At 71.9% G+C, this 17,336-nt stretch carries 16 protein-coding genes and 2 pseudogenes; 10 read left to right on the forward strand and 8 right to left on the reverse strand.

Features of this window, described 5'->3' with window-relative positions:
* Positions 1-117: 117 nt before the first annotated feature.
* A complete protein-coding gene (locus AB0O00_RS14430; RefSeq protein WP_363651592.1) occupies positions 118-444 on the reverse strand; it encodes a cation transporter in 327 nt (108 codons plus the stop codon).
* Positions 445-529: 85 nt separating this feature from the next.
* Positions 530-1,438 (reverse strand): hypothetical protein, encoded by a 909-nt coding sequence (locus AB0O00_RS14435; RefSeq protein ID WP_363651594.1) that lies wholly within the window; start codon positions 1,436-1,438, stop codon positions 530-532.
* Between the two features lie 270 nt (positions 1,439-1,708).
* Here AB0O00_RS14435 and AB0O00_RS14440 point away from each other — a divergent pair, with 270 nt between their 5' ends.
* From AB0O00_RS14440 to AB0O00_RS14460, 5 genes are all read left to right on the forward strand, one after another.
* On the forward strand, positions 1,709-3,964 hold the full coding sequence (locus AB0O00_RS14440) for a heavy metal translocating P-type ATPase (RefSeq protein ID WP_363651596.1): 2,256 nt from the start codon (positions 1,709-1,711) through the stop codon (positions 3,962-3,964).
* A gap of 378 nt (positions 3,965-4,342) precedes the next feature.
* Complete coding sequence (locus AB0O00_RS14445) at positions 4,343-5,407, forward strand: extracellular solute-binding protein (protein ID WP_363651598.1); 1,065 nt, start codon at positions 4,343-4,345, stop codon at positions 5,405-5,407.
* 8 nt (positions 5,408-5,415) lie between these two features.
* On the forward strand, positions 5,416-6,969 hold the full coding sequence (locus AB0O00_RS14450) for an iron ABC transporter permease (protein WP_363651600.1): 1,554 nt from the start codon (positions 5,416-5,418) through the stop codon (positions 6,967-6,969).
* Positions 6,966-7,982, forward strand: a complete 1,017-nt coding sequence (locus AB0O00_RS14455; protein ID WP_363651602.1) for an ABC transporter ATP-binding protein — start codon at positions 6,966-6,968, stop codon at positions 7,980-7,982. Before AB0O00_RS14450 ends, AB0O00_RS14455 begins: the two co-directional genes overlap by 4 nt.
* 23 nt (positions 7,983-8,005) lie before the next feature.
* Positions 8,006-8,485: a diadenosine tetraphosphate hydrolase gene (locus AB0O00_RS14460; RefSeq protein WP_363651604.1), complete on the forward strand. Its 480-nt coding sequence runs from the start codon at positions 8,006-8,008 to the stop codon at positions 8,483-8,485.
* On the opposite strand, the gene cyaB is transcribed toward AB0O00_RS14460, so the two are convergent.
* From cyaB to AB0O00_RS14480, 4 genes and pseudogenes are all read right to left on the reverse strand, one after another.
* Positions 8,486-9,052: a class IV adenylate cyclase gene (gene cyaB / locus AB0O00_RS14465; RefSeq protein WP_363651606.1), complete on the reverse strand. Its 567-nt coding sequence runs from the start codon at positions 9,050-9,052 to the stop codon at positions 8,486-8,488. It lies immediately after the preceding gene.
* Between the two features lie 26 nt (positions 9,053-9,078).
* Positions 9,079-9,545, reverse strand: a pseudogene (locus AB0O00_RS14470) (NUDIX domain-containing protein).
* 70 nt (positions 9,546-9,615) lie between these two features.
* Positions 9,616-10,155 (reverse strand): GNAT family N-acetyltransferase, encoded by a 540-nt coding sequence (locus AB0O00_RS14475; RefSeq protein WP_363651607.1) that lies wholly within the window; start codon positions 10,153-10,155, stop codon positions 9,616-9,618.
* The gene (locus AB0O00_RS14480; RefSeq protein ID WP_363651609.1) at positions 10,152-11,399 is read right to left on the reverse strand and encodes an XRE family transcriptional regulator; all 1,248 of its coding nucleotides are present in this window, start codon (positions 11,397-11,399) and stop codon (positions 10,152-10,154) included. Before AB0O00_RS14480 ends, AB0O00_RS14475 begins: the two co-directional genes overlap by 4 nt.
* Positions 11,400-11,633: 234 nt before the next feature.
* On the opposite strand from AB0O00_RS14480, the gene AB0O00_RS14485 reads away from it, so the two are divergent.
* The 5 genes from AB0O00_RS14485 to AB0O00_RS14505 all read left to right on the forward strand — a co-directional run bounded on the left by AB0O00_RS14485 (position 11,634) and on the right by AB0O00_RS14505 (position 15,219).
* Positions 11,634-11,870 carry a hypothetical protein gene (locus tag AB0O00_RS14485; protein ID WP_363651611.1) on the forward strand — a complete coding sequence of 79 codons (237 nt, stop codon included), beginning with the start codon at positions 11,634-11,636 and terminating at the stop codon, positions 11,868-11,870.
* A complete protein-coding gene (locus AB0O00_RS14490; protein ID WP_363651613.1) occupies positions 11,870-12,397 on the forward strand; it encodes a hypothetical protein in 528 nt (175 codons plus the stop codon). The genes AB0O00_RS14485 and AB0O00_RS14490 overlap by 1 nt, the downstream gene beginning before the upstream one ends.
* Before the next feature lie 296 nt (positions 12,398-12,693).
* Positions 12,694-12,837, forward strand: a complete 144-nt coding sequence (locus AB0O00_RS14495; protein ID WP_363651614.1) for a hypothetical protein — start codon at positions 12,694-12,696, stop codon at positions 12,835-12,837.
* A complete protein-coding gene (locus tag AB0O00_RS14500) occupies positions 12,834-14,012 on the forward strand; it encodes a methyltransferase domain-containing protein (protein WP_363651615.1) in 1,179 nt (392 codons plus the stop codon). Before AB0O00_RS14495 ends, AB0O00_RS14500 begins: the two co-directional genes overlap by 4 nt.
* Before the next feature lie 109 nt (positions 14,013-14,121).
* Entirely contained in the window at positions 14,122-15,219 is a 1,098-nt protein-coding gene (locus AB0O00_RS14505; RefSeq protein ID WP_363651617.1) for a methyltransferase domain-containing protein, read from the forward strand.
* 190 nt (positions 15,220-15,409) lie between these two features.
* Here the strand turns inward: AB0O00_RS14505 and AB0O00_RS14510 are convergent, their stop codons facing one another.
* On the reverse strand, positions 15,410-16,555 hold the full coding sequence (locus tag AB0O00_RS14510) for an alpha/beta fold hydrolase (RefSeq protein ID WP_363651619.1): 1,146 nt from the start codon (positions 16,553-16,555) through the stop codon (positions 15,410-15,412).
* 187 nt (positions 16,556-16,742) lie between these two features.
* Positions 16,743-17,336: pseudogene (locus AB0O00_RS14515) on the reverse strand (hypothetical protein); the annotation flags it as partial.

The raw sequence follows: 17,336 nt of genomic DNA on the forward strand, positions 1-17,336 counted from the left end.
AGCCGTTGCGGGGGGGGGGTGTTGGGGGGGCGGCCGCCCCCGGCGCGGGGCGGGGGCGGGCGGGGCGCGCCCCCCCCCGGACGGGGTTGCGGAGCGGGTGCGGGGGCGGTGCGGTCCTCAGCCGGCGAGGCGGCCGACGAGCTCGTAGCCCGCCTCGTCGATGGCGGCGGCGACGGCCTCGTCGCCCAGCGGCGCGGTGGCGTCGACGGTGACGCGGCCGGTGGCGAGGTCCACGGCGACCTCGGTCACGCCGTCGATCTTCTTCAGCTCGGCGGTCACGGCGGAGACGCAGTGGCCGCAGGTCATGCCCTGCACCTGGAAGACCGCGCGGCCCGCGGACTCGACGGCGGAGGCGGGGGCGTCCCCGGTGCCGCACGAGCCGCAGCAGGACGAGACGGTCGCCTCGGCGGCGGACGGGTCGATGGTGACGGTGGTCTTGCTCATGGCGAAGCTCCTTGTCGGTGTGCCCGGCTCGGTGCCGGGTTCGGTGATACCCCTCCCCGGTTTCTTCCGGGGGGTGAGTGGGAGGTCAGTGCTGGTGCGGGGCGGCAGCCGCCTCGCCCGCGGTCACCGTGAAGGCGGCGGTGTGGACGGTGTCCTGGTGCTTGAAGTCGAGGAACAGCCGGTAGCTGCCGACGCTCGGCGCGGTGGCGTCGAAGGCGATCTCGGGACCCGGCGCGGTGCTCTCGGGGTGGACGTTCTCGGGGTGGACGTGGAGGTAGGCGAGGTCGCCGGCGCGGAGGGCGACGAGGTGGCCGTAGGCGCCGAGGTAGGGCTGGAGGTCGGTGACGGGCCGACCGTCCCTGCTGACGCTCAGGGTGAGCCGACCCGGCCGGCCGGGGGTGAGGTCGCCGTCGAGCGTGACGGTGTAGCCGTCGACGGTCACGGTGCGGCCGGTGTCGGGGAGGGGCGCGGGGCGCAGGTCGCCGGCGGCGTGCAGGTCGGCGCCGAGGGTGAGGCCCTCGGTGACGCCGGCGGGGGTGAAGTCGGCGAGGACGCGGTACTCGCCGGCGGCGGGCAGGTCGGTGCGGGCGCTCCAGGTGCCGTCGGCGGCGCGGGTGGGGTGGAGGTGCTGGAAGGTCGACAGGTCGCGCGGGGCGACGATCAGGTGCAGCTCCTTCTCGTGCTGCGCCTGGTAGTCGGTGACGGGCCGGCCGTCCGCGCCGAGGATGCGGAAGCGCAGGTCGGTGGGGGCGCCTGCGGTGGTGAAGGCGTTGTCGAGGCTGAGGGTGTAGCCGCGGTCCGAGATCTGGAGCCCGCCGGGTAGGGGGCCGCCACCGTCGTCGTGTCCTTCGTGCCCGCTGTGGCTACTGTGCCCGGCGGCGGGCTTGGCGGCGGTGCCGCTGCCGCTGCCGGTGGCGTGGCCCACGCCGTACGCGAGGCCGAAGGCGGTGGCGAGGCTGGTGGTGAAGACGGCGATCTTCAGGGCGGTGTTCATGACGATCCTCCTCGGGACGGGCGTGGGACGGGCGTCGGGGCCGGCGCCGGGGCCGGCGTCGGTCTGTTCGACCTCGCCGAGTTAATACCCCCCTAGGGTATCGAGTCAAGGCGTTCCGGCGATCCAAAATACCTGTGGGGGGTATCTGCTCAAGCCTTGCGACAGGTACCCCCCAGGGGTATAAATGAACCCGGCGCCGCCCCGGCGCCACCGGATACCCCTCCCGGGTACCACGGCACGGCCGCAGCGCCACAGTCGCGAGGAGCAACGATGACCACGCAGGCACCCGCCTCCACGGAGGTGGAACTCTCGATCGGCGGCATGACGTGCGCATCGTGCGCCGCGCGGATCGAGAAGAAGCTCAACCGGATGGACGGGGTCTCGGCGAGCGTCAACTACGCCACCGAGAAGGCGAAGGTGACCTTCGAGGGCGGCGCGGTCGAGGTTGCCGACCTGATCGCGACCGTCGAGGCGACCGGCTACACCGCCGCCCTCCCGAAGCCCCCGGCCACCGCCGGCCCCACCGGCGAGGAGGCCGACGAGGAAGACCAGCCCGACGAGCTGGCCCCGCTGCGGCAGCGGCTGATCACGGCGGTGGCCCTGGCCGTCCCGGTGATCGCGATGGCGATGGTGCCGGCCCTGCAGTTCGACAACTGGCAGTGGCTGTCGCTGACCCTCGCGGCCCCCGTGGTGACGTACGCCGCCTGGCCGTTCCACCGGGCCGCGTTCACCAACGCCCGGCACGGCGCCGCGACGATGGACACCCTGGTCTCGCTCGGCACCGGCTCCGCGTTCCTGTGGTCGCTGTGGGCGCTGTTCTTCGGCACGGCCGGCATGCCGGGCATGCGGCACGGCTTCGAGCTGACCATCGGCCGCAGCGACGGCGCGGGCAACATCTACCTGGAGGCGGCGGCCGGCGTCACCGCCTTCATCCTGGCCGGCCGCTACTTCGAGGCCCGCTCGAAGCGGACCGCCGGGGCGGCGCTGAAGGCGCTGCTGGAGCTCGGCGCGAAGGACGTGACGGTCCTGCGCGGCGGCGCGGAAATACGGATCCCGATCGCCGAACTCGCCGTGGGGGACCGGTTCGTGGTCCGCCCCGGGGAGAAGATCGCCACCGACGGCGTCGTGGTCGAGGGCGCGTCCGCCGTGGACGCGTCGATGCTCACCGGCGAGTCCGTCCCGGTCGAGGTCGGCGTCGGCGACGCCGTCACGGGTGCCACCGTCAACGCGGGCGGCCGGCTGGTCGTCGAGGCGAGCAGGGTCGGCGCGGACACCCAGCTCTCCCGCATGGCCAAGCTCGTGGAGGACGCGCAGAACGGCAAGGCCGCCGCCCAGCGCCTCGCCGACCGGATCTCGGCGGTCTTCGTGCCGATCGTGATCACCCTCGCGATCGCGACCCTCGGCTACTGGCTGGGCACCGGCGAGGGCTGGACCGCCGCCTTCACCGCCGCCGTCGCCGTGCTGATCATCGCCTGCCCGTGCGCCCTCGGCCTCGCCACCCCGACCGCGCTGCTGGTCGGCACCGGTCGCGGCGCCCAGCTCGGCGTCCTGATCAAGGGTCCGGAGGTGCTGGAGTCCACCCGCAAGGTCGACACCATCGTCCTGGACAAGACCGGCACCGTCACCACCGGCCAGATGACCCTCCTCGTCGTGCACACCGCCGACGGCGTCACCGAGGCCGAGGCGCTGCGCCTGGCCGGCGCCCTGGAGCACGCCTCCGAGCACCCGATCGCCCGGGCGATCGCGACCGCCGCCGCGAAGGCGGGCGAACTGCCGCCGGTCGAGGGCTTCGAGAACGTCCCCGGCCTCGGCGTCCAGGGCGTCGTGGACGGTCACGCGGTGGTCGCCGGCCGGGAGGCGCTGCTCGACGAGTGGGCGCAGTACCTGCCCGAGGGCCTGGCGGCGGCCAAGCGGACCGCCGAGGCCGCCGGCCGTACGGCGATCGCGGTCGGCTGGGACGGCGAGGCGCGGGCCGTCCTGGAGGTCGCCGACGCGGTCAAGCCGACCAGCGCCGCCGCCATCGCCGAACTGCGCCGCCTGGGGCTGACCCCGGTGCTGCTCACCGGCGACAACCGGGCCGTGGCCGAGGCCGTCGCCGCCGAGGTCGGGATCGCGCCGGAGCACGTGATCGCCGAGGTCATGCCGCAGGACAAGGTGGACACGGTCAAGCGGCTGCAGGCGGAGGGCAAGGTCGTCGCGATGGTCGGCGACGGCGTCAACGACGCGGCCGCGCTGGCCCAGGCCGACCTGGGCCTGGCGATGGGCACCGGCACCGACGCCGCCATCGAGGCCGGCGACCTGACCCTGGTCCGCGGGGACCTGATGGCCGCCGCCGACGCGATCCGGCTCTCCCGCCGGACCCTGGCGACCATCAAGAGCAACCTGTTCTGGGCCTTCGGCTACAACGTCGCCGCCCTGCCGCTCGCGGCGGCCGGGATGCTCAACCCGATGATCGCGGGCGCCGCGATGGCCTTCTCCTCGGTCTTCGTGGTCGGCAACAGCCTCCGGCTCCGCCGCTTCCGCTGACTCGCCGGCCGGCTCGCGCACAGGGCCCCGGAACCCACCCGGTTCCGGGGCCCTTGGCATTACCGGGCCCTCCCGGTACGACCCGCTACGACTACTGAGCGTGTCCATGCTCGGAAGCCGTCCGGCTGACGATCCGTCGTACACCCCCACGCTGACCTGCGCTTGAAGGCCGGTTTGCCCGGCCTTGGCGGTTTGTCCACCGAAGCGCGACCCCCGCGAGACCGGGTCGAGATGTGACGCTCCGAAACTTGTTAGGCAAGCCTTCCCTGCCCTAGGTTCTCGTCCGTCAGGCCGCCGCCACCAGCGTCCCGACGGCCCGAACCGGGGCCGTGGAGGTGTGCGCTCGGCCGAACCCCGCCACCTCGGAGGACCCTCACCATGCTCGGAACCGTCCGGCCCCTCGCGGCCCTGTCCCTCGTCGCCGCCTGCGCCCTCGCCCTCACGGCGTGCGGCAGCTCCGGCTCCGGTGGCACCGACGGCGCTCCCGCACCCTCCGGCTCGGCCCTCGCGGGCCAGACCGTCACCCTCTACAGCGGTCAGCACGAGCAGACCGTCAAGGCGCTGACCGACGACTTCACCAAGCGCACCGGCATCAAGGTCGAGCTGCGCTCCGGCGACGAGGCCGAGCTCGCCAACCAGATCCTCCAGGAGGGCTCCGCCTCCCCGGCGGACGCCTTCTACGCCGAGAACCCGCCCGCCCTGACCGTCCTCGACGACAAGGGCCTGCTCGCCCCGGTCGCCGCCGACACCCTCAAGTCGGTGCCGGCCGCGGACAGTTCGCCGAAGGGCGACTGGGTCGGCATCTCCGCCCGCACCTCCGCCTTCCTCGCCGCCACCGGCAAGGGCGCCGACACCGCGCCGCCCGCCTCCGTCCTGGACCTCGCCAAGCCCGAGTGGAAGGGCCGGCTCGGCATCGCCCCCAGCGAGACCGACTTCGCCCCCGTCGTCACCCAGGTCGTCAAGGCCAAGGGCGAGGACGCGGCGAAGCAGTGGCTCAAGGGCCTCAAGGACAACGCCAAGGTCTACGACAGCAACGAGACCCTCTCCGCCGCGATCAACAGCGGCGAGGTCGAAGGCGGCGTCATCGACCACTACTACTTCTACCGGATGCGCGACGAGAAGGGCGCGGGCGAGACCCACGCCACCCTGCACTACTTCCCCAAGGGCGACCCGGGCTCCCTGGTCGACGTCTCCGGCGCCGCCGTGCTGAAGGGCGGCAAGCACCAGGCCGCCGCCCAGGCCCTCCTCGCCTACCTCGCGAGCGCCCCGGCGCAGACCGTCATCGCCAACTCCGCGAGCTACGAGTACCCGCTCGTCGCCGGCGTCAAGGGCAAGCCCGACCTGCCCGCCCTGGACGGCATCGGCGCGGTCGCCGACCCGGCCCAGCTGGGCGACGGCAAGCAGGCGCTGTCGCTGCTCCAGGACGCCGGTCTGCTCCAGTGACGTTCCCCATGCGTTCGTCCGGCCCGTCCCCGCTCCGGCGGTGGCGGGCCACCGGCCTGCTCGCACCCGTCGCGGTGGCGGTCGTCGCCATCGTCGCCTCGCCGCTCGGCTTCGTCATCGCCCAGGCGGTGCAGGCGGGTTGGGGCCAGGCGCAGCGACTCCTCGGCCGTCCGCTGATCGGCACGCTGCTCTGGCACACCGTCACCCTGGCCGCCGCCGTGACGTTCCTCACCGCCGTCCTCGGCTTCGGCGCCGCCTACCTGGTCGAGCGCACCACCCTGCCCGGGCGCCGCGCCTGGACCGTCGCGCTCACCCTGCCGCTCGCCGTTCCGGAATTCGTCCGCGGCTACTCGTGGGTCTCGCTGTTCCGCTCGGTGCACGGCTACTGGGGCGCGGTGCTCGTGATGACCTGCTCGCTCTACCCGCTCGTGTTCCTGCCCGTCGCGGCGGCCCTGCGGCACGGCGACGCCGCCGCCGAGGAGGTCTCCCGCTCGCTCGGCCGCGGCCGGCTCGCCACCCTGTGGCGCGTCACCCTCCCGCTCACCCGGCCCGCGCTGGCCGGCGGCGTCCTGCTCGTCTCGCTCTACCTGCTCGGCGAGTACGGCGCGTTCGCGATGCTGCGCTACACCACCTTCGCCACCGCCGTGTTCACCCAGTACAAGCTCGGCTTCGACGCCGCCTCCGCCTCCCTGCTCACCCTCGTGCTGGTGGCGCTCGCGCTGCTGCTCGTCGGCCTGGAGGCCTGGGCCGGACGGAACGCCCGCGTCACCCGGCACGGCGCGGTCGCGCGTCCGGCCCCGCCGGTGCGGCTCGGCCGGTGGACGGTGCCGGCGCTGGCCGGCCTCGCGGCGCTCGTCGGGGTCGCGCTCGGCGTGCCGGTGTACGCGCTGGCGTACTGGCTGATCAAGGGCAGCTCGACGACGCTGCCCTCCGCGTCCGTCCTCGGGGCCACCCTCGCCACCCTCGGGTACGCGCTCGGCGCCGCCCTCGTCGCCACCGCGGCGGCCGTGCCGGTCGCCCTGTACGCGTGGCGGCGCGGCAGCCGGCCTTCGCTGTTCGTGGAGCGCGTCGCCTACCTCACCCGGGCGCTGCCCGGCATCGCCGTCGCCCTGTCGGTCGTGTACTTCGCCGTCCGCTACGCCCAACCCCTGTACCAGCGGCCGCCGATGCTCATCGCCGGGTACGTCGTGCTGTTCTTCCCGCTCGCCCTCACCGCCGTCCGCGCGGCCCTCGCCCAGGTGCCGCCCGGTGTCGAGGAGGCCGCCCGGTCGCTCGGCACCCGGCCGCTCGCGGTACTCGCGCGCGTCACCCTGCCGCTCGTCCTGCCCGGACTCGGCGCGGCCGTCGCGATGGTCGGCCTCACCGCCTCCACCGAGCTGACCGCGACCCTGCTGCTGCGCCCCACCGGCACGCAGACCCTGGCCACCCAGTTCTGGGTGTACACCAGCGGACTCGCGTACGGTGCCGCCGCGCCGTACGCGGCCCTCATGGTCGCGCTGTCCGTCCCGTCCGTGCTCCTGCTGACCCACCGCACCCTCGGCCGCCCAGGGAAGAACTCATGACCGGACTCTCTGTTGTTTCCCTGCACGCCACTCACGGCCGCAGCCCGGTCCTCTCCGGGATCGATCTGAGCGTGGAGGAGGGTGCGCTGGCCTGCATCCTCGGGCCGTCCGGCTGCGGCAAGTCCACGCTGCTGCGCGTCGTGGCCGGTTTCCACCCGGCCGCGTCGGGCAGCGTCGTGCTGCACGGGCGGACGCTGGACGACGGGCGGAGCCGGGTCGCCGCCGAGCGCCGCAACATCGGACTCGTCCCGCAGGACGGCGCGCTGTTCCCGCACCTGACGGTGGCGGGCAACATCGGCTTCGGGCTGCCGCGCGCGGAACGGCGGGCGCGGGTGGCCGAGTTGCTGGAGATGGTCGGCCTGGCCGGCCTCGGCGACCGCCGCCCGCACCAGCTGTCCGGTGGGCAGCAGCAACGCGTGGCGCTGGCACGGGCGTTGGCCCCTCGACCTGGGTTGCTCCTGCTCGACGAGCCGTTTGCGGCCCTGGACGCCGCACTGCGGGCGGACCTGCGGCGCGAGGTCGCGGCGACGCTGCGGAAGGCGGGGACCACGGCGATCCTGGTCACCCACGACCAGGACGAGGCACTGGCGTTCGCCGACACCATCGCGGTGCTGCGCGACGGGCGCATCGCCCAGGCGGGTACGCCCGATGTGTTGTACCACCGGCCGGCCGACGCCGCCGTGGCGCGCGTGCTGGGCGAGGCCAACCTGGTGCCGGCCACCCACACCCCGTTCGGCACCCTGCCCCTTGCCGAGCCCGCCCCTCTCACCCCCGGGGCGCTGGCCCTTGTGCGCCCGCACCAACTCCGCCTGAGCGCCGAGGCGTCCCCGCGTTCGGTGCGCGCCCACGTGGTGGCCTCCGACTTCCGAGGCCACGACCACCGCGTGGAACTCCGCCCCGAATCCGGCACCCTCCCACCCACGTTGATCGCCTACACCCCCCACCCCTGGCCGCAGGGCGAGGCCCACGTCAGTGTGGAGGGCCCGGTCCACGCTCTCCCGGAGCGCGGCTGACAACGGGCATAGGATGCGCTGTCATGGTTGACGATTGGCGGGACGATCGGATCGGCAGCGCCCTGAGGGGCACGAATCCCACCGTGCTCCGGCGGCTCGACGCCGGTTTCGCGGTGATCGGCGACGTGCAATTCCTGCCGGGGTACTCGGTCTTGTTGGTGGACGAGCCCGATGTGGAGCGCTTGTCCGACCTTCCGCGGAGCAAGCGGATGGCCTTCCTGGCGGACATGGACCGGCTGGGCGAAGCCGTGGAGCGGGCCTGCCGGCGCCTGGACCCGGAGTTCCGGCGCGTGAACCTGGAGATCCTCGGCAACACGGACGGTTTCCTGCACGCGCACGTGTGGCCGAGGTACGAGTGGGAGAGCGCGGATCTCGTCCGGTACCCGGTGTGGCTGTATCCCGCCGAGAACTGGCGCGACCCCGCGAGCGCGCTTGGGCCGGAGCACGACGCCTTGCGCGAGGCGATCGGGCACGAGCTCGACGTGCTGTCGGCAGGGGTGTAGTCAGGTCGGCCGGACTGCCGCGACGGCGTCGGTGTACAGCTCGGTCGTGAGGTCGTCCTCGCGGATCCCGAGCTCTGTGAGGGCGGCGCGGACGACGGCGAGGGCCGGTCCAAGGTCGCTCTGCGTGGCCGCGGCGGTTTCGACTTCGATGAATGTGGCGTGCAGTTCGGGCACGCGGACGAGTGTGGCGAGTAGTTGCCGGCCGTCGCGCTCGAAGCTGTAGTTCCGGCAGTGTTTTTCGAACGCGATCCGGGGGACGAATCCGAGTCCCCGGACGATCGCGTGCGCTGCGGCGGCATCGTCAACGCGGGTTTCGGCCTCGGGCTTTGAGCCGGAGGCCTCGTCCACGCGTGCGCCTTTGTAGGTGAGTACGGTGCGGGTGTCGTCCGGGCTGTGGACGGTGCGGATCCGCAGCTCGCGGTCGCCGCTCATCAGGCTGCCGTCCGGCGCGTCGTAGTAGGTGTCCCGGTAGACCTCGGCGCGGCCGGCACCGTGCTGGTCCTCCAACTGCTTGAGCACGCCCTCGGGGTCGCGCACGACCGCTTTGAGTTCCGCTTCGATCGCCATCCTGTTCCCTCCGTCGGACCACGCGCTCAGCGCACCACTGGAATGGTCCCGGACCGCCAGTCGGTCAGCCGCTTGCGGATGCTGGGCACCATCGGCAGCTCGTCCGTCTCCTCCGGGGTGAACCAGGCCACCTCGTGGGACTCGTGGGATACCCGCAGCTCGCCGCCGACCGGACGACCGAGGAAGCAGATGCTGAACTCCTGCCGGACTCGCCGTCGTCGTAGGCGAGGATGTGTCCGGGGTTGGTGTAGGTGCCGACGATCCCGGTGATCTCGATGTGGATGCCGGTTTCCTCGTACGTCTCGCGGATGCCGCAGTCGCCGATGGATTCGCCGACGTCCATCCGGCCGCCGGGGAGCGCCCACATCCCGTTATCGGTGCGGCGTTGGAGAAGGACACGGCCGCCGTCGTCGACCACGACCACCGAGGCTGCCGGTACCAGACTGTTGGCCTTGGGGGCGCTCGGGTCGTCCTCGTAGTCACGTCTGGGCATGCTCCACCTCCGGGATGGTCCACACGTCGTGTCCCTTGGCCACAGGTACTCAACGTGTGGCGGGGTGCCGTCAAATCTGCACGCGCGGCCGGATCATCGCGACAAGCGGAGGCGCCTGAGGGGAGGGCTGGACCTCGTTGACGGCCTCGTACCCCCAAGTCTCGTAGAGCGCCAGGACCTTGCCGTTCCCGGCGGCGGGGTTGACCATCAGGGTGATCTGGGGCTCGGTGCGGCCGGACAGCAGCTCGTCGTGGATTCGCCTGGCCACGCCGGTGCCTCGCCATGGCGCGCGGACCCCGATTTCCTTGAGCGCGAGCGTCGGCAGGTCGGTGACGTCGGCGGGCAGGGGCCGGATCATGCGGGTCCACCAGCGGTCGCCGGCCCGGATGGTGTTGCCGTAGGCGTATCCGATGGGATTCCCGTGGTCGTAGCCGATGACGGCCTCGAAGCCGGGCTCGCTGGCGTGCCGGTCGAGGCGCTCGGTGAATGCGGTGAGGGCGTAGTTCGGCAGGTGGAGGAGCGGTGCCCGCACGTCCGCGTATATGTCGATCAGCGCCGCACGGGCGTCCCCCGTCAGTTCACGGTGATGCCGTAGCTCTATATCGATCACGTGCTGGTCCTCCTTGTGTCCTCGATGAAGTCATGCCACGTTCGCACGGCGCTGCTTCCCTCCGCAGTCCCGCGCAGGGCTGTTCCGAACCGGTCCAGCATCCCAGCAACGCGCGGATGCTCGGCGAGGGCTGCCGGGATGCCCATCGCGGTCGTGACCGCCGGATCGAGGTCGCCCTGTCCGAGCTGCGCCCTGGCGAGGCGGGCGGTGGTGATGGCCCGGGAACGCTGCATGTGAGGGCGTAGCAGAGCGAGACTTCGGTGGGCGCATGCTTCGGCGTCCTCGTGACGGCCGAGGGCCAGGAACGCGGCGAGGGAGAGCGATTCGAGCTCGGCCTGGTCGTAGTGTGCGGTCAGCCATACGGGCCGGGGCACGTTCGCGTCGGCGCGGATGAGGGCGTCCTGGGCGCGACTGATGGAGTGCCGCACTGCGTTGTGGTCGCCGGTCAGGCCGTGGATGGCGGCGTGTCGGGCATGGGCGAGGGAGGCGAACATGGGGTCTCGGCGGGTGATCGGCAGACCTCGGGCCACGTCGTTTGCGGCGAGCGCGTCCGCAGGGCGGCGCATGTGGCGGTAGAGGCTTCCGGCGTGCGACCAGATGCGGAACTGGATGCCCTGGTCGCCCGACATGGAGGCGAGGTGGGCGGCGCGTTCGTGGTGTCTTATCGCAGAGTCGAAGCGGCGGCCGTCGATGGCTGCCCACATCGCGGAGGACATGAACGCGGCAGCGCAACCGTACAACTGCTGCCGGACGCGCTGGCTGGCCGATCCGGATTCCTGGAGGGCGAGCGCTTCATCCGCGAAGGCGACGGCCTGTTCCTCGATGCTGCGTCGGCCGCCGTGCCGGTGATCGCTGGCGACGACGGCGGCGAACCTGGCGGTGATCCGCTCGATGTCGGCGGCGCCGATCCGGCGCGGGGCGTTGACCGCTGGTGCTGCGGCACCGATCGCGGTGGCTATGAACGATCGCCTGTTCACGTCTGTCTCCGGTACTGGGCGGCTCTTTGCAGGTGGCGTGAAGCCGAGGTCCGGACCAGTACACCCGAATACCGCCTTGAGCGAGATCCGCATCTTCGCCGACGGCCAAACCGATTTCCCGGTAAGCCAGTTGTGAACCGTACGGTCCGACACGGTGCCCGGCTTTCCGGTGAGACGTTCGATCTCGACGTTCAGTTCACGTGCCAGGCCGGTCTTCGTCAGGCCGAGCCTTGCCATGTGGTGCCGGAGTAACAGGTTGTCACCCATGTGCCGACCGTAGCTCGGCACTCACCTGTCATGAAAGGCCATGGGTAATGGGCGGGTCAAGTTTTCCGATTGGCGGTGGATGCGCCGTGCCGGGCATTTCCTCACCAGTACCTCACTGACGGTCGTTCACTGGATGCGCGCCGCTCCGAAGCGGCTACTGGCGGCCGAGCACATGGCGTTCCCAATGACAGAGCTGCCACGTCAACCTCCCGTTCGAGAGATCTGGAGCGCTCCGTGACCACCGACCGAAAGCACCACCCCTGGAACCTGAACGGTGCAGCCGTTCTTGCGAACATCGACCCGGGCGGCGAGCGCCGATCGCCGGGCCAGGCGTCCCGGGAGAACGCTGCTGCGACCAAGGCTCGGATGCTGCTCGACGACCACCGAAGCGACGGCGGCCGATGCGTGCGCTGCGACGCCGCGTGGCCGTGCAGTGTCGCGGCGGATGCGATGTACGGGAGCGCGTCGTGATGCCCTGCAGGGTCGAGCTCGGCCGTCGCCCCGGCGACTTGGCGGTGGCGATCGACGGCTACCTGGAGCCGGTGACGGCGCGGTTCGAGGCGGCGATGACCAAGCTGTGGCAGGCGGTGCGCGAGCTCCCTATCGGCGAGTACCAGTACGGGGCGATGCACCGGCTGTTGGGCAGCGGCATCACCCGGGACCTGGAGCGGCTGCTCGATGGCGAGGGCGCGGTCGACTGGGTGCTCGATCTCGTCGGCGGTGGCCGGGTGATCGTACGCGTGTGGCGCGGGGACGGCCTCACCACCGCTCAGCGGGTCGGCCGACGGTACGTCCCCGAGCAGCAGCTGGGCGCGCGGCGCGGGGCAGGACTGTGGGCCATCCGAGACGTGGTGACCGGGAACCTGGTCCGGGACGGTGCCGGAGATGACTGCAAGGTGCTGCTGTTCTCGATCCGGGAGTCCGCCCAGGCCTGGATCGCCCGTCGCGTCAACTTCGCCGGATACCGTGGGTCTCGGCATCTTGCGGGCACCGAGTGAGCGCCGTTGGCGGGGCGTCCGCGACGATGGGTACCTGCCCGCGCTGCTACGCGTACACCCGTGGGCGGCTACTGGAGACCGTGGACGGCCGGCACGAGCTGATCGAGCACGACGGCTGCCCCGGCCGGAGGGCGGCCGCCCTTCCGGCGCATACCGTGTGCACTCGCGCCCCGGAGGCCGAGGGCGAGTGATCCCCTGAACTCCCGCGCCGGGCCTGGGAAGGGACCCGGTGCGGGCGGTAGATGCCCGACCAGGCATCGGTCTGGCGGGGCCAACCACCAAACGGAGGTATCGAAATGGGCAAGCACGGAGGCGGCTCGGGCGACGGCAAGGGCGGCGGGCAGCAGGACGACAGCAACAAGGGCGCCGGGCACGGTGGCGGCGGTTCCGACGAGGGCGGCAACACCTCGGACGGCCAGAACCCGGCGGGCGGCAAGTGACCAGCGAGACGGATGAGGAGGCGGGCCCTCAGGGGCTCGCCTCCGCGCTGGTGGCCGGCGGCGTGCTCACCTCGGACTGGCTGCCATCCTTCACCGCCGTCCGCCGCGAGTTGTTCGTGCCGGACCGCATCTGGCCGGGCATCGCGGACGGTACCAAGCAGAACCCCGTCGTGAACCGCTCCCAGGACCCCGAGGCTTGGCGAAGGGCTGTCTACTCGGACATCCCGCTTACCACTCAGTGGGACGATGGTGACCACGAGGGGGACGGGCTCGGCACGACCCCGAGTTCGTCCAACTCCATGCCGACCATGGTGGCTTCCATGCTCCGGGACCTGGACATCCGTCCGGGCGACAGGGCGCTGGAGATCGGCACGGGCACGGGCTGGAACGCCGGGCTGCTCGCTCACCGCCTCGGGCACCGCAACGTGGTGACGGTGGAGTACGACCCGGTGGTGGCGCGCGGCGCCCGGGAGAACCTGGACAGGGCCGGACTCGCGCCGACCCTCGTCGAGGGCGACGGGCGGGCAGGCTGGGCGGAGGGCGCTCCCTACAACCGGATCATCGCGACCTGTTCCCTGCTGGAGATCCCACCGGCGTGGCTGGAACAGGCGGCCCCAGGCGGGGTGATCGTTGCCCCGTTCGGCACCGAGTACGGCGGCGAGCAGATCGTCCGACTGGTCGTGAACGCCGACGGGACCCGGGCGGTCGGCAACTTCACCGGCGGATCCGCGTTCATGCGGCTCCGCCAACAGCGCACGGAGCGGCCGTTGTTCGACGCGTACCTCCACGGGGTGCCCTGGCCGGCGGATGGCGTGAGGAGCACGACCACGCTGTCCCCGGAGGACACCGGCGAGTGGTTCCAGCAGTTCGTCATCGGACTCGGCGTGCCCGGGGTGTTCTGGCGGGCGGAGCGCTACGACAACGGCGCGTACACGCTGTGGCTCTACAGCCGGGACGCTTTGTCCTGGGCGTCGGCCGACTACGAGCGGGACCGCATGGAGTACGAGGTGTACCAGTCCGGGCCGCGCCGGCTGTGGGACGAGGTGGAGGCCACCTACCGCTGGTGGGAGGCCCAAGGCCGCCCCGGATACGACCGGTTCGGCCTGATGGTCACCCCGGAGGGCCAGGCGGCCTGGCTCGACTCCCCGGACAACCCGGTCCCGCAGCGGAGTTGACGGATCCGGCATCCCGCCCCGACCGCACGGCGGTGCGGTCGGGGCGGGGTTGAGCCGGGCACCACCGATTTGTCGAGGCTCACGCCTCCCTCCTGCAAGGAGCAACCGCATGACCGTGGTCATCGACACCGAACGCGCCCGCGCTCTGCGCGGCGGGCTGGCACGGCAACTGGCGGACGCCGGGCACGACCGGAGGTGGGTCGGGGCCGTCGAAGCCGTGCCCCGGCACCTGTTCGTGCCCGCGTTCCATCAGCAGGGCAGCACGGGGGAGTGGGAGCGTATCTCCGCCGGCGACACCGGCTACCTCGACGGCGTCTACGCGGACCGTGCCCTCACCACCCAACTGACGGACACCGTCCCGACCTCGTCCTCCAGCGAGCCCGACCTCATGCTCACCATGCTGGACGCCCTCGAAGTATCGCCCGGCCATCGGGTCTTGGAGGTCGGTACCGGCACCGGATACAACGCCGCGCTCCTCGCGCACGTCCTCGGCGACGTCAACGTGACCACCATCGACGTCGATCCCGAACTCACCACCCTCGCGGCCGAGCGTCTTCGCGCTGCCGGCTACAACCCGGCCGTCCACACCGGAGATGGCGCCGTCGGCGTAGCCAGCCAAGCGCCGTTCGATCGGATCATCGCCACCTGCGGCATGCAGTCCATTCCCTGGCGGTGGGTGGAGCAGGCAGCCGATGGAGCTGTAATGGTGGTGCCGATCGGCTGGGGGCTGGCGAAGATCACCGTACGTGCCGGGCGGGCAGAAGGGCGGTTCCTGCCTGAGGGCGCGTACTTCATGGCTCGTCGCGCTCCCGGTGCGGAACCGAGGTTCGCTGGGCTGGAGAACATCCAGCCCAGCACAACCAAGGTGCCTGTCGCAGGACTTCTCGACCGCCTCCGGTTCCCACTGGCCCTCGCGCTGCCCGGCTACCGTTCGTGCACCTGGTCCGACGATGCGACTGGTGAGCTGGAGGCCCTCGGCATCTGGATGCCGGACGGCTCGACCGCCACCGCTCACGTCGACGGCACCGTCCGCCAGCTCGGACTCACCGGCCTGTGGGACGTGATCGAGCAGCTGGACAGCCAGTTCAGTACCACCCCAGCCCGAGAGGACTTCGGGCTCACCCTCACCCCGGCGACGCAGCGTGCGTGGTGGAAGAGCGAGGACGGCCCGGGTTGGGAGCTTCCGCTGACGGCCTTCGCGGCTTGACGCCCCGGCCGGCTCACCTCGCTCGCGGACTGGGCAGTCGACCAATCAGCTTCGCCGCTGATGCCCCCGCCCCTGGGCTGATTCACCCGGCCGCCCCGGAGGCCGAGAGCGGGTGGCTCCCTGAACTCCCGGTCCGGGCCGGGGGAAGCTCGCAGCAGACGTCACCGGGTCTCCCATGCTGCATACCCCTCTACGGGTCCAGGACGCCGTTCTCGTCCATGTAGTGAACGCCCGAGCTGACGCGCCCGCCATCGACCGTCTGGGATTCGAGCCACTCGCTCGACAGGTCGTGCAGGTTCGTGTGCTGGCGCTCCCAGGGCATGTTGTGCCCGGCGCAGGCCACTTTGATCATCACCGAGTGGTCGTCGGGGACCTTGGGGAGTGCGTCGTAGAGCGCGGGGACGGAGAAGTTGGTGTTCGGCTTGCTGGGGTCCGGCGGGTCCGTATTCGCCAGCTTGTCGTTCTCGCCGTACACGATGCACACGGGCACGTCCTGCCCGAGTTCGCTCTGCGCCACGGTGTCCTTGTTCAAGCCCCACCAGACGGCGTTCCTGTAGTGGTCGACGCCCGCCCCCCAGGTGCGGCCGAGCGGATCGTTGTCCATGATCGCGTCCCATACCACGTCGACCATGCCGTCTTCGCGCTGGTCCGCGCACAACAACGCCTCGGGGTCCCAGGTGTGCGCCAATCCCTCCTTCGTGAGCAGGAGCGTGGGGAAGCCGGGCATCGGCAGCACGGCGGGCGGGTCCCTCCACCCCGCGGGCGGAAACGACGGTGCCATCAGGAACAGGCTCTTCACCACGGTGGGATTCTTGATCACGTACGGCACCATCACGCGCGCGGCCGCGGACCAGGCGATGAAATGGAGCTCGTCGACGGGCAGTTGGTTCAGGATGTAGTCGACGACGGTGGCGAGCTCGTCCTCGTCACTGTGTGAGTTGTTCAGCTGGAACGGGTAGCTCGCGGTGGTGCACGGCCCGGTCAGCGGGGGCTGCAGGAGCGTCCAATCCTGGCCGGCGCTGAACCCGACGTTGCACGGGTCGTCCATCACCTTCGGACGCGGCGACATGCCCGAACCCTGGAGGTCCAGCATGAAGACGTCAAAACCGGCCTGCGCCAGCGCATCAGCCCAGCTGTAGGTCCCGTACTGGAGATCAAAGCCGGCGAGCACCGGAACGCTTCTGCTGTTCAGCGCGAGGACGGCCTTACGGCTGTTCGGCAATCCCGACGAGGGCGTACCGTCGCGCTCGCGCATGAAGAGTTCGACGGTCTGGCCCTGGTTCGCGGGGACCGTCGAGACGTGGGGAACCGCGTGATCGGTGAAGTCGATGGTCATGCCGGGCACCCTTCCGTCGACTCGGTCCGGGGGAAAAGCCCTGCCCGGCCAGCATGGGCCCGGGGGCCGACCCACGCCACCGCACGGCCCCTGGCCGCCCGCCCGGTCCGTACACGCCCACGGGCCGGCTGCGGGCCTGCTTCCGCGAAGGACTGCCCGGTCGGCTACCGTCGGATCAAGTTCGACGTCACTGAGGCGGCAGCGTCACCGCCTGCCACCGGTACGCCATGTCCTCCTGCCAGCACTGCAACTCGCCCTCCACCGCCGCCGCCAGGCACAGCCGCCAGTCGTCCCCGACGGCCAGGGCGACGCGGGTGGCCGGGCGGAGGGTGGGGCGCCACCAGCGCGGGTGGCGGGACGGGGTGGCCGTGCGCAGGCGGACGCCGCCCTCGCCGGCCAGGGCGAGGGTGGGGCCGCCGCGGTGGCCGGCCAGGGCCAGGGCGTGGGCGGGCTCGCCGTCGCCGACCTCCGGTGCGGGGCCGGCCGTGCCGAGGGTGTGCAACTGGACGGAGCCGTCGGTGCGCAGCGTGGCGGCCTGCGGGCCCGCCGAGGTGCGGGCGAGGGCGGCGGCCCGGAGCGGTCCGGGCGGGCCGAACGGGACGGGGGCCGTGCCGGGGCGCCACCACAGGGTGCGGTCCCGGTGTTGGGCGAGGACGAGCCACGCGCCGGGCCGCTCCTCGACGGCGGCGAGGACGCGGTCGGCGGGGCAGTCGGGCAGTTCGCGGCCGGTGAGGGTGCGGCCGGGGGCCCAGCGGTACGAGTGGAGCGAGCCCCCGGCAGC

This window comes from Kitasatospora sp. NPDC093558 (assembly GCF_040683475.1).
Classification (GTDB): domain Bacteria; phylum Actinomycetota; class Actinomycetes; order Streptomycetales; family Streptomycetaceae; genus Kitasatospora.

Bases quoted from the DNA above. Each gene is read 5' to 3' on its own strand.
- AB0O00_RS14430 (WP_363651592.1), bottom strand. From the start codon at position 444: ATGAGCAAGACCACCGTCACCATCGACCCGTCCGCCGCCGAGGCGACC.
- AB0O00_RS14435 (WP_363651594.1), bottom strand. From the start codon at position 1,438: ATGAACACCGCCCTGAAGATCGCCGTCTTCACCACCAGCCTCGCCACC.
- AB0O00_RS14440 (WP_363651596.1), top strand. From the start codon at position 1,709: ATGACCACGCAGGCACCCGCCTCCACGGAGGTGGAACTCTCGATCGGC.
- AB0O00_RS14445 (WP_363651598.1), top strand. From the start codon at position 4,343: ATGCTCGGAACCGTCCGGCCCCTCGCGGCCCTGTCCCTCGTCGCCGCC.
- AB0O00_RS14450 (WP_363651600.1), top strand. From the start codon at position 5,416: ATGCGTTCGTCCGGCCCGTCCCCGCTCCGGCGGTGGCGGGCCACCGGC.
- AB0O00_RS14455 (WP_363651602.1), top strand. From the start codon at position 6,966: ATGACCGGACTCTCTGTTGTTTCCCTGCACGCCACTCACGGCCGCAGC.
- AB0O00_RS14460 (WP_363651604.1), top strand. From the start codon at position 8,006: ATGGTTGACGATTGGCGGGACGATCGGATCGGCAGCGCCCTGAGGGGC.
- cyaB (WP_363651606.1), bottom strand. From the start codon at position 9,052: ATGGCGATCGAAGCGGAACTCAAAGCGGTCGTGCGCGACCCCGAGGGC.
- AB0O00_RS14480 (WP_363651609.1), bottom strand. From the start codon at position 11,399: ATGGGTGACAACCTGTTACTCCGGCACCACATGGCAAGGCTCGGCCTG.
- AB0O00_RS14490 (WP_363651613.1), top strand. From the start codon at position 11,870: ATGCCCTGCAGGGTCGAGCTCGGCCGTCGCCCCGGCGACTTGGCGGTG.
- AB0O00_RS14495 (WP_363651614.1), top strand. From the start codon at position 12,694: ATGGGCAAGCACGGAGGCGGCTCGGGCGACGGCAAGGGCGGCGGGCAG.
- AB0O00_RS14505 (WP_363651617.1), top strand. From the start codon at position 14,122: ATGACCGTGGTCATCGACACCGAACGCGCCCGCGCTCTGCGCGGCGGG.
- AB0O00_RS14510 (WP_363651619.1), bottom strand. From the start codon at position 16,555: ATGACCATCGACTTCACCGATCACGCGGTTCCCCACGTCTCGACGGTC.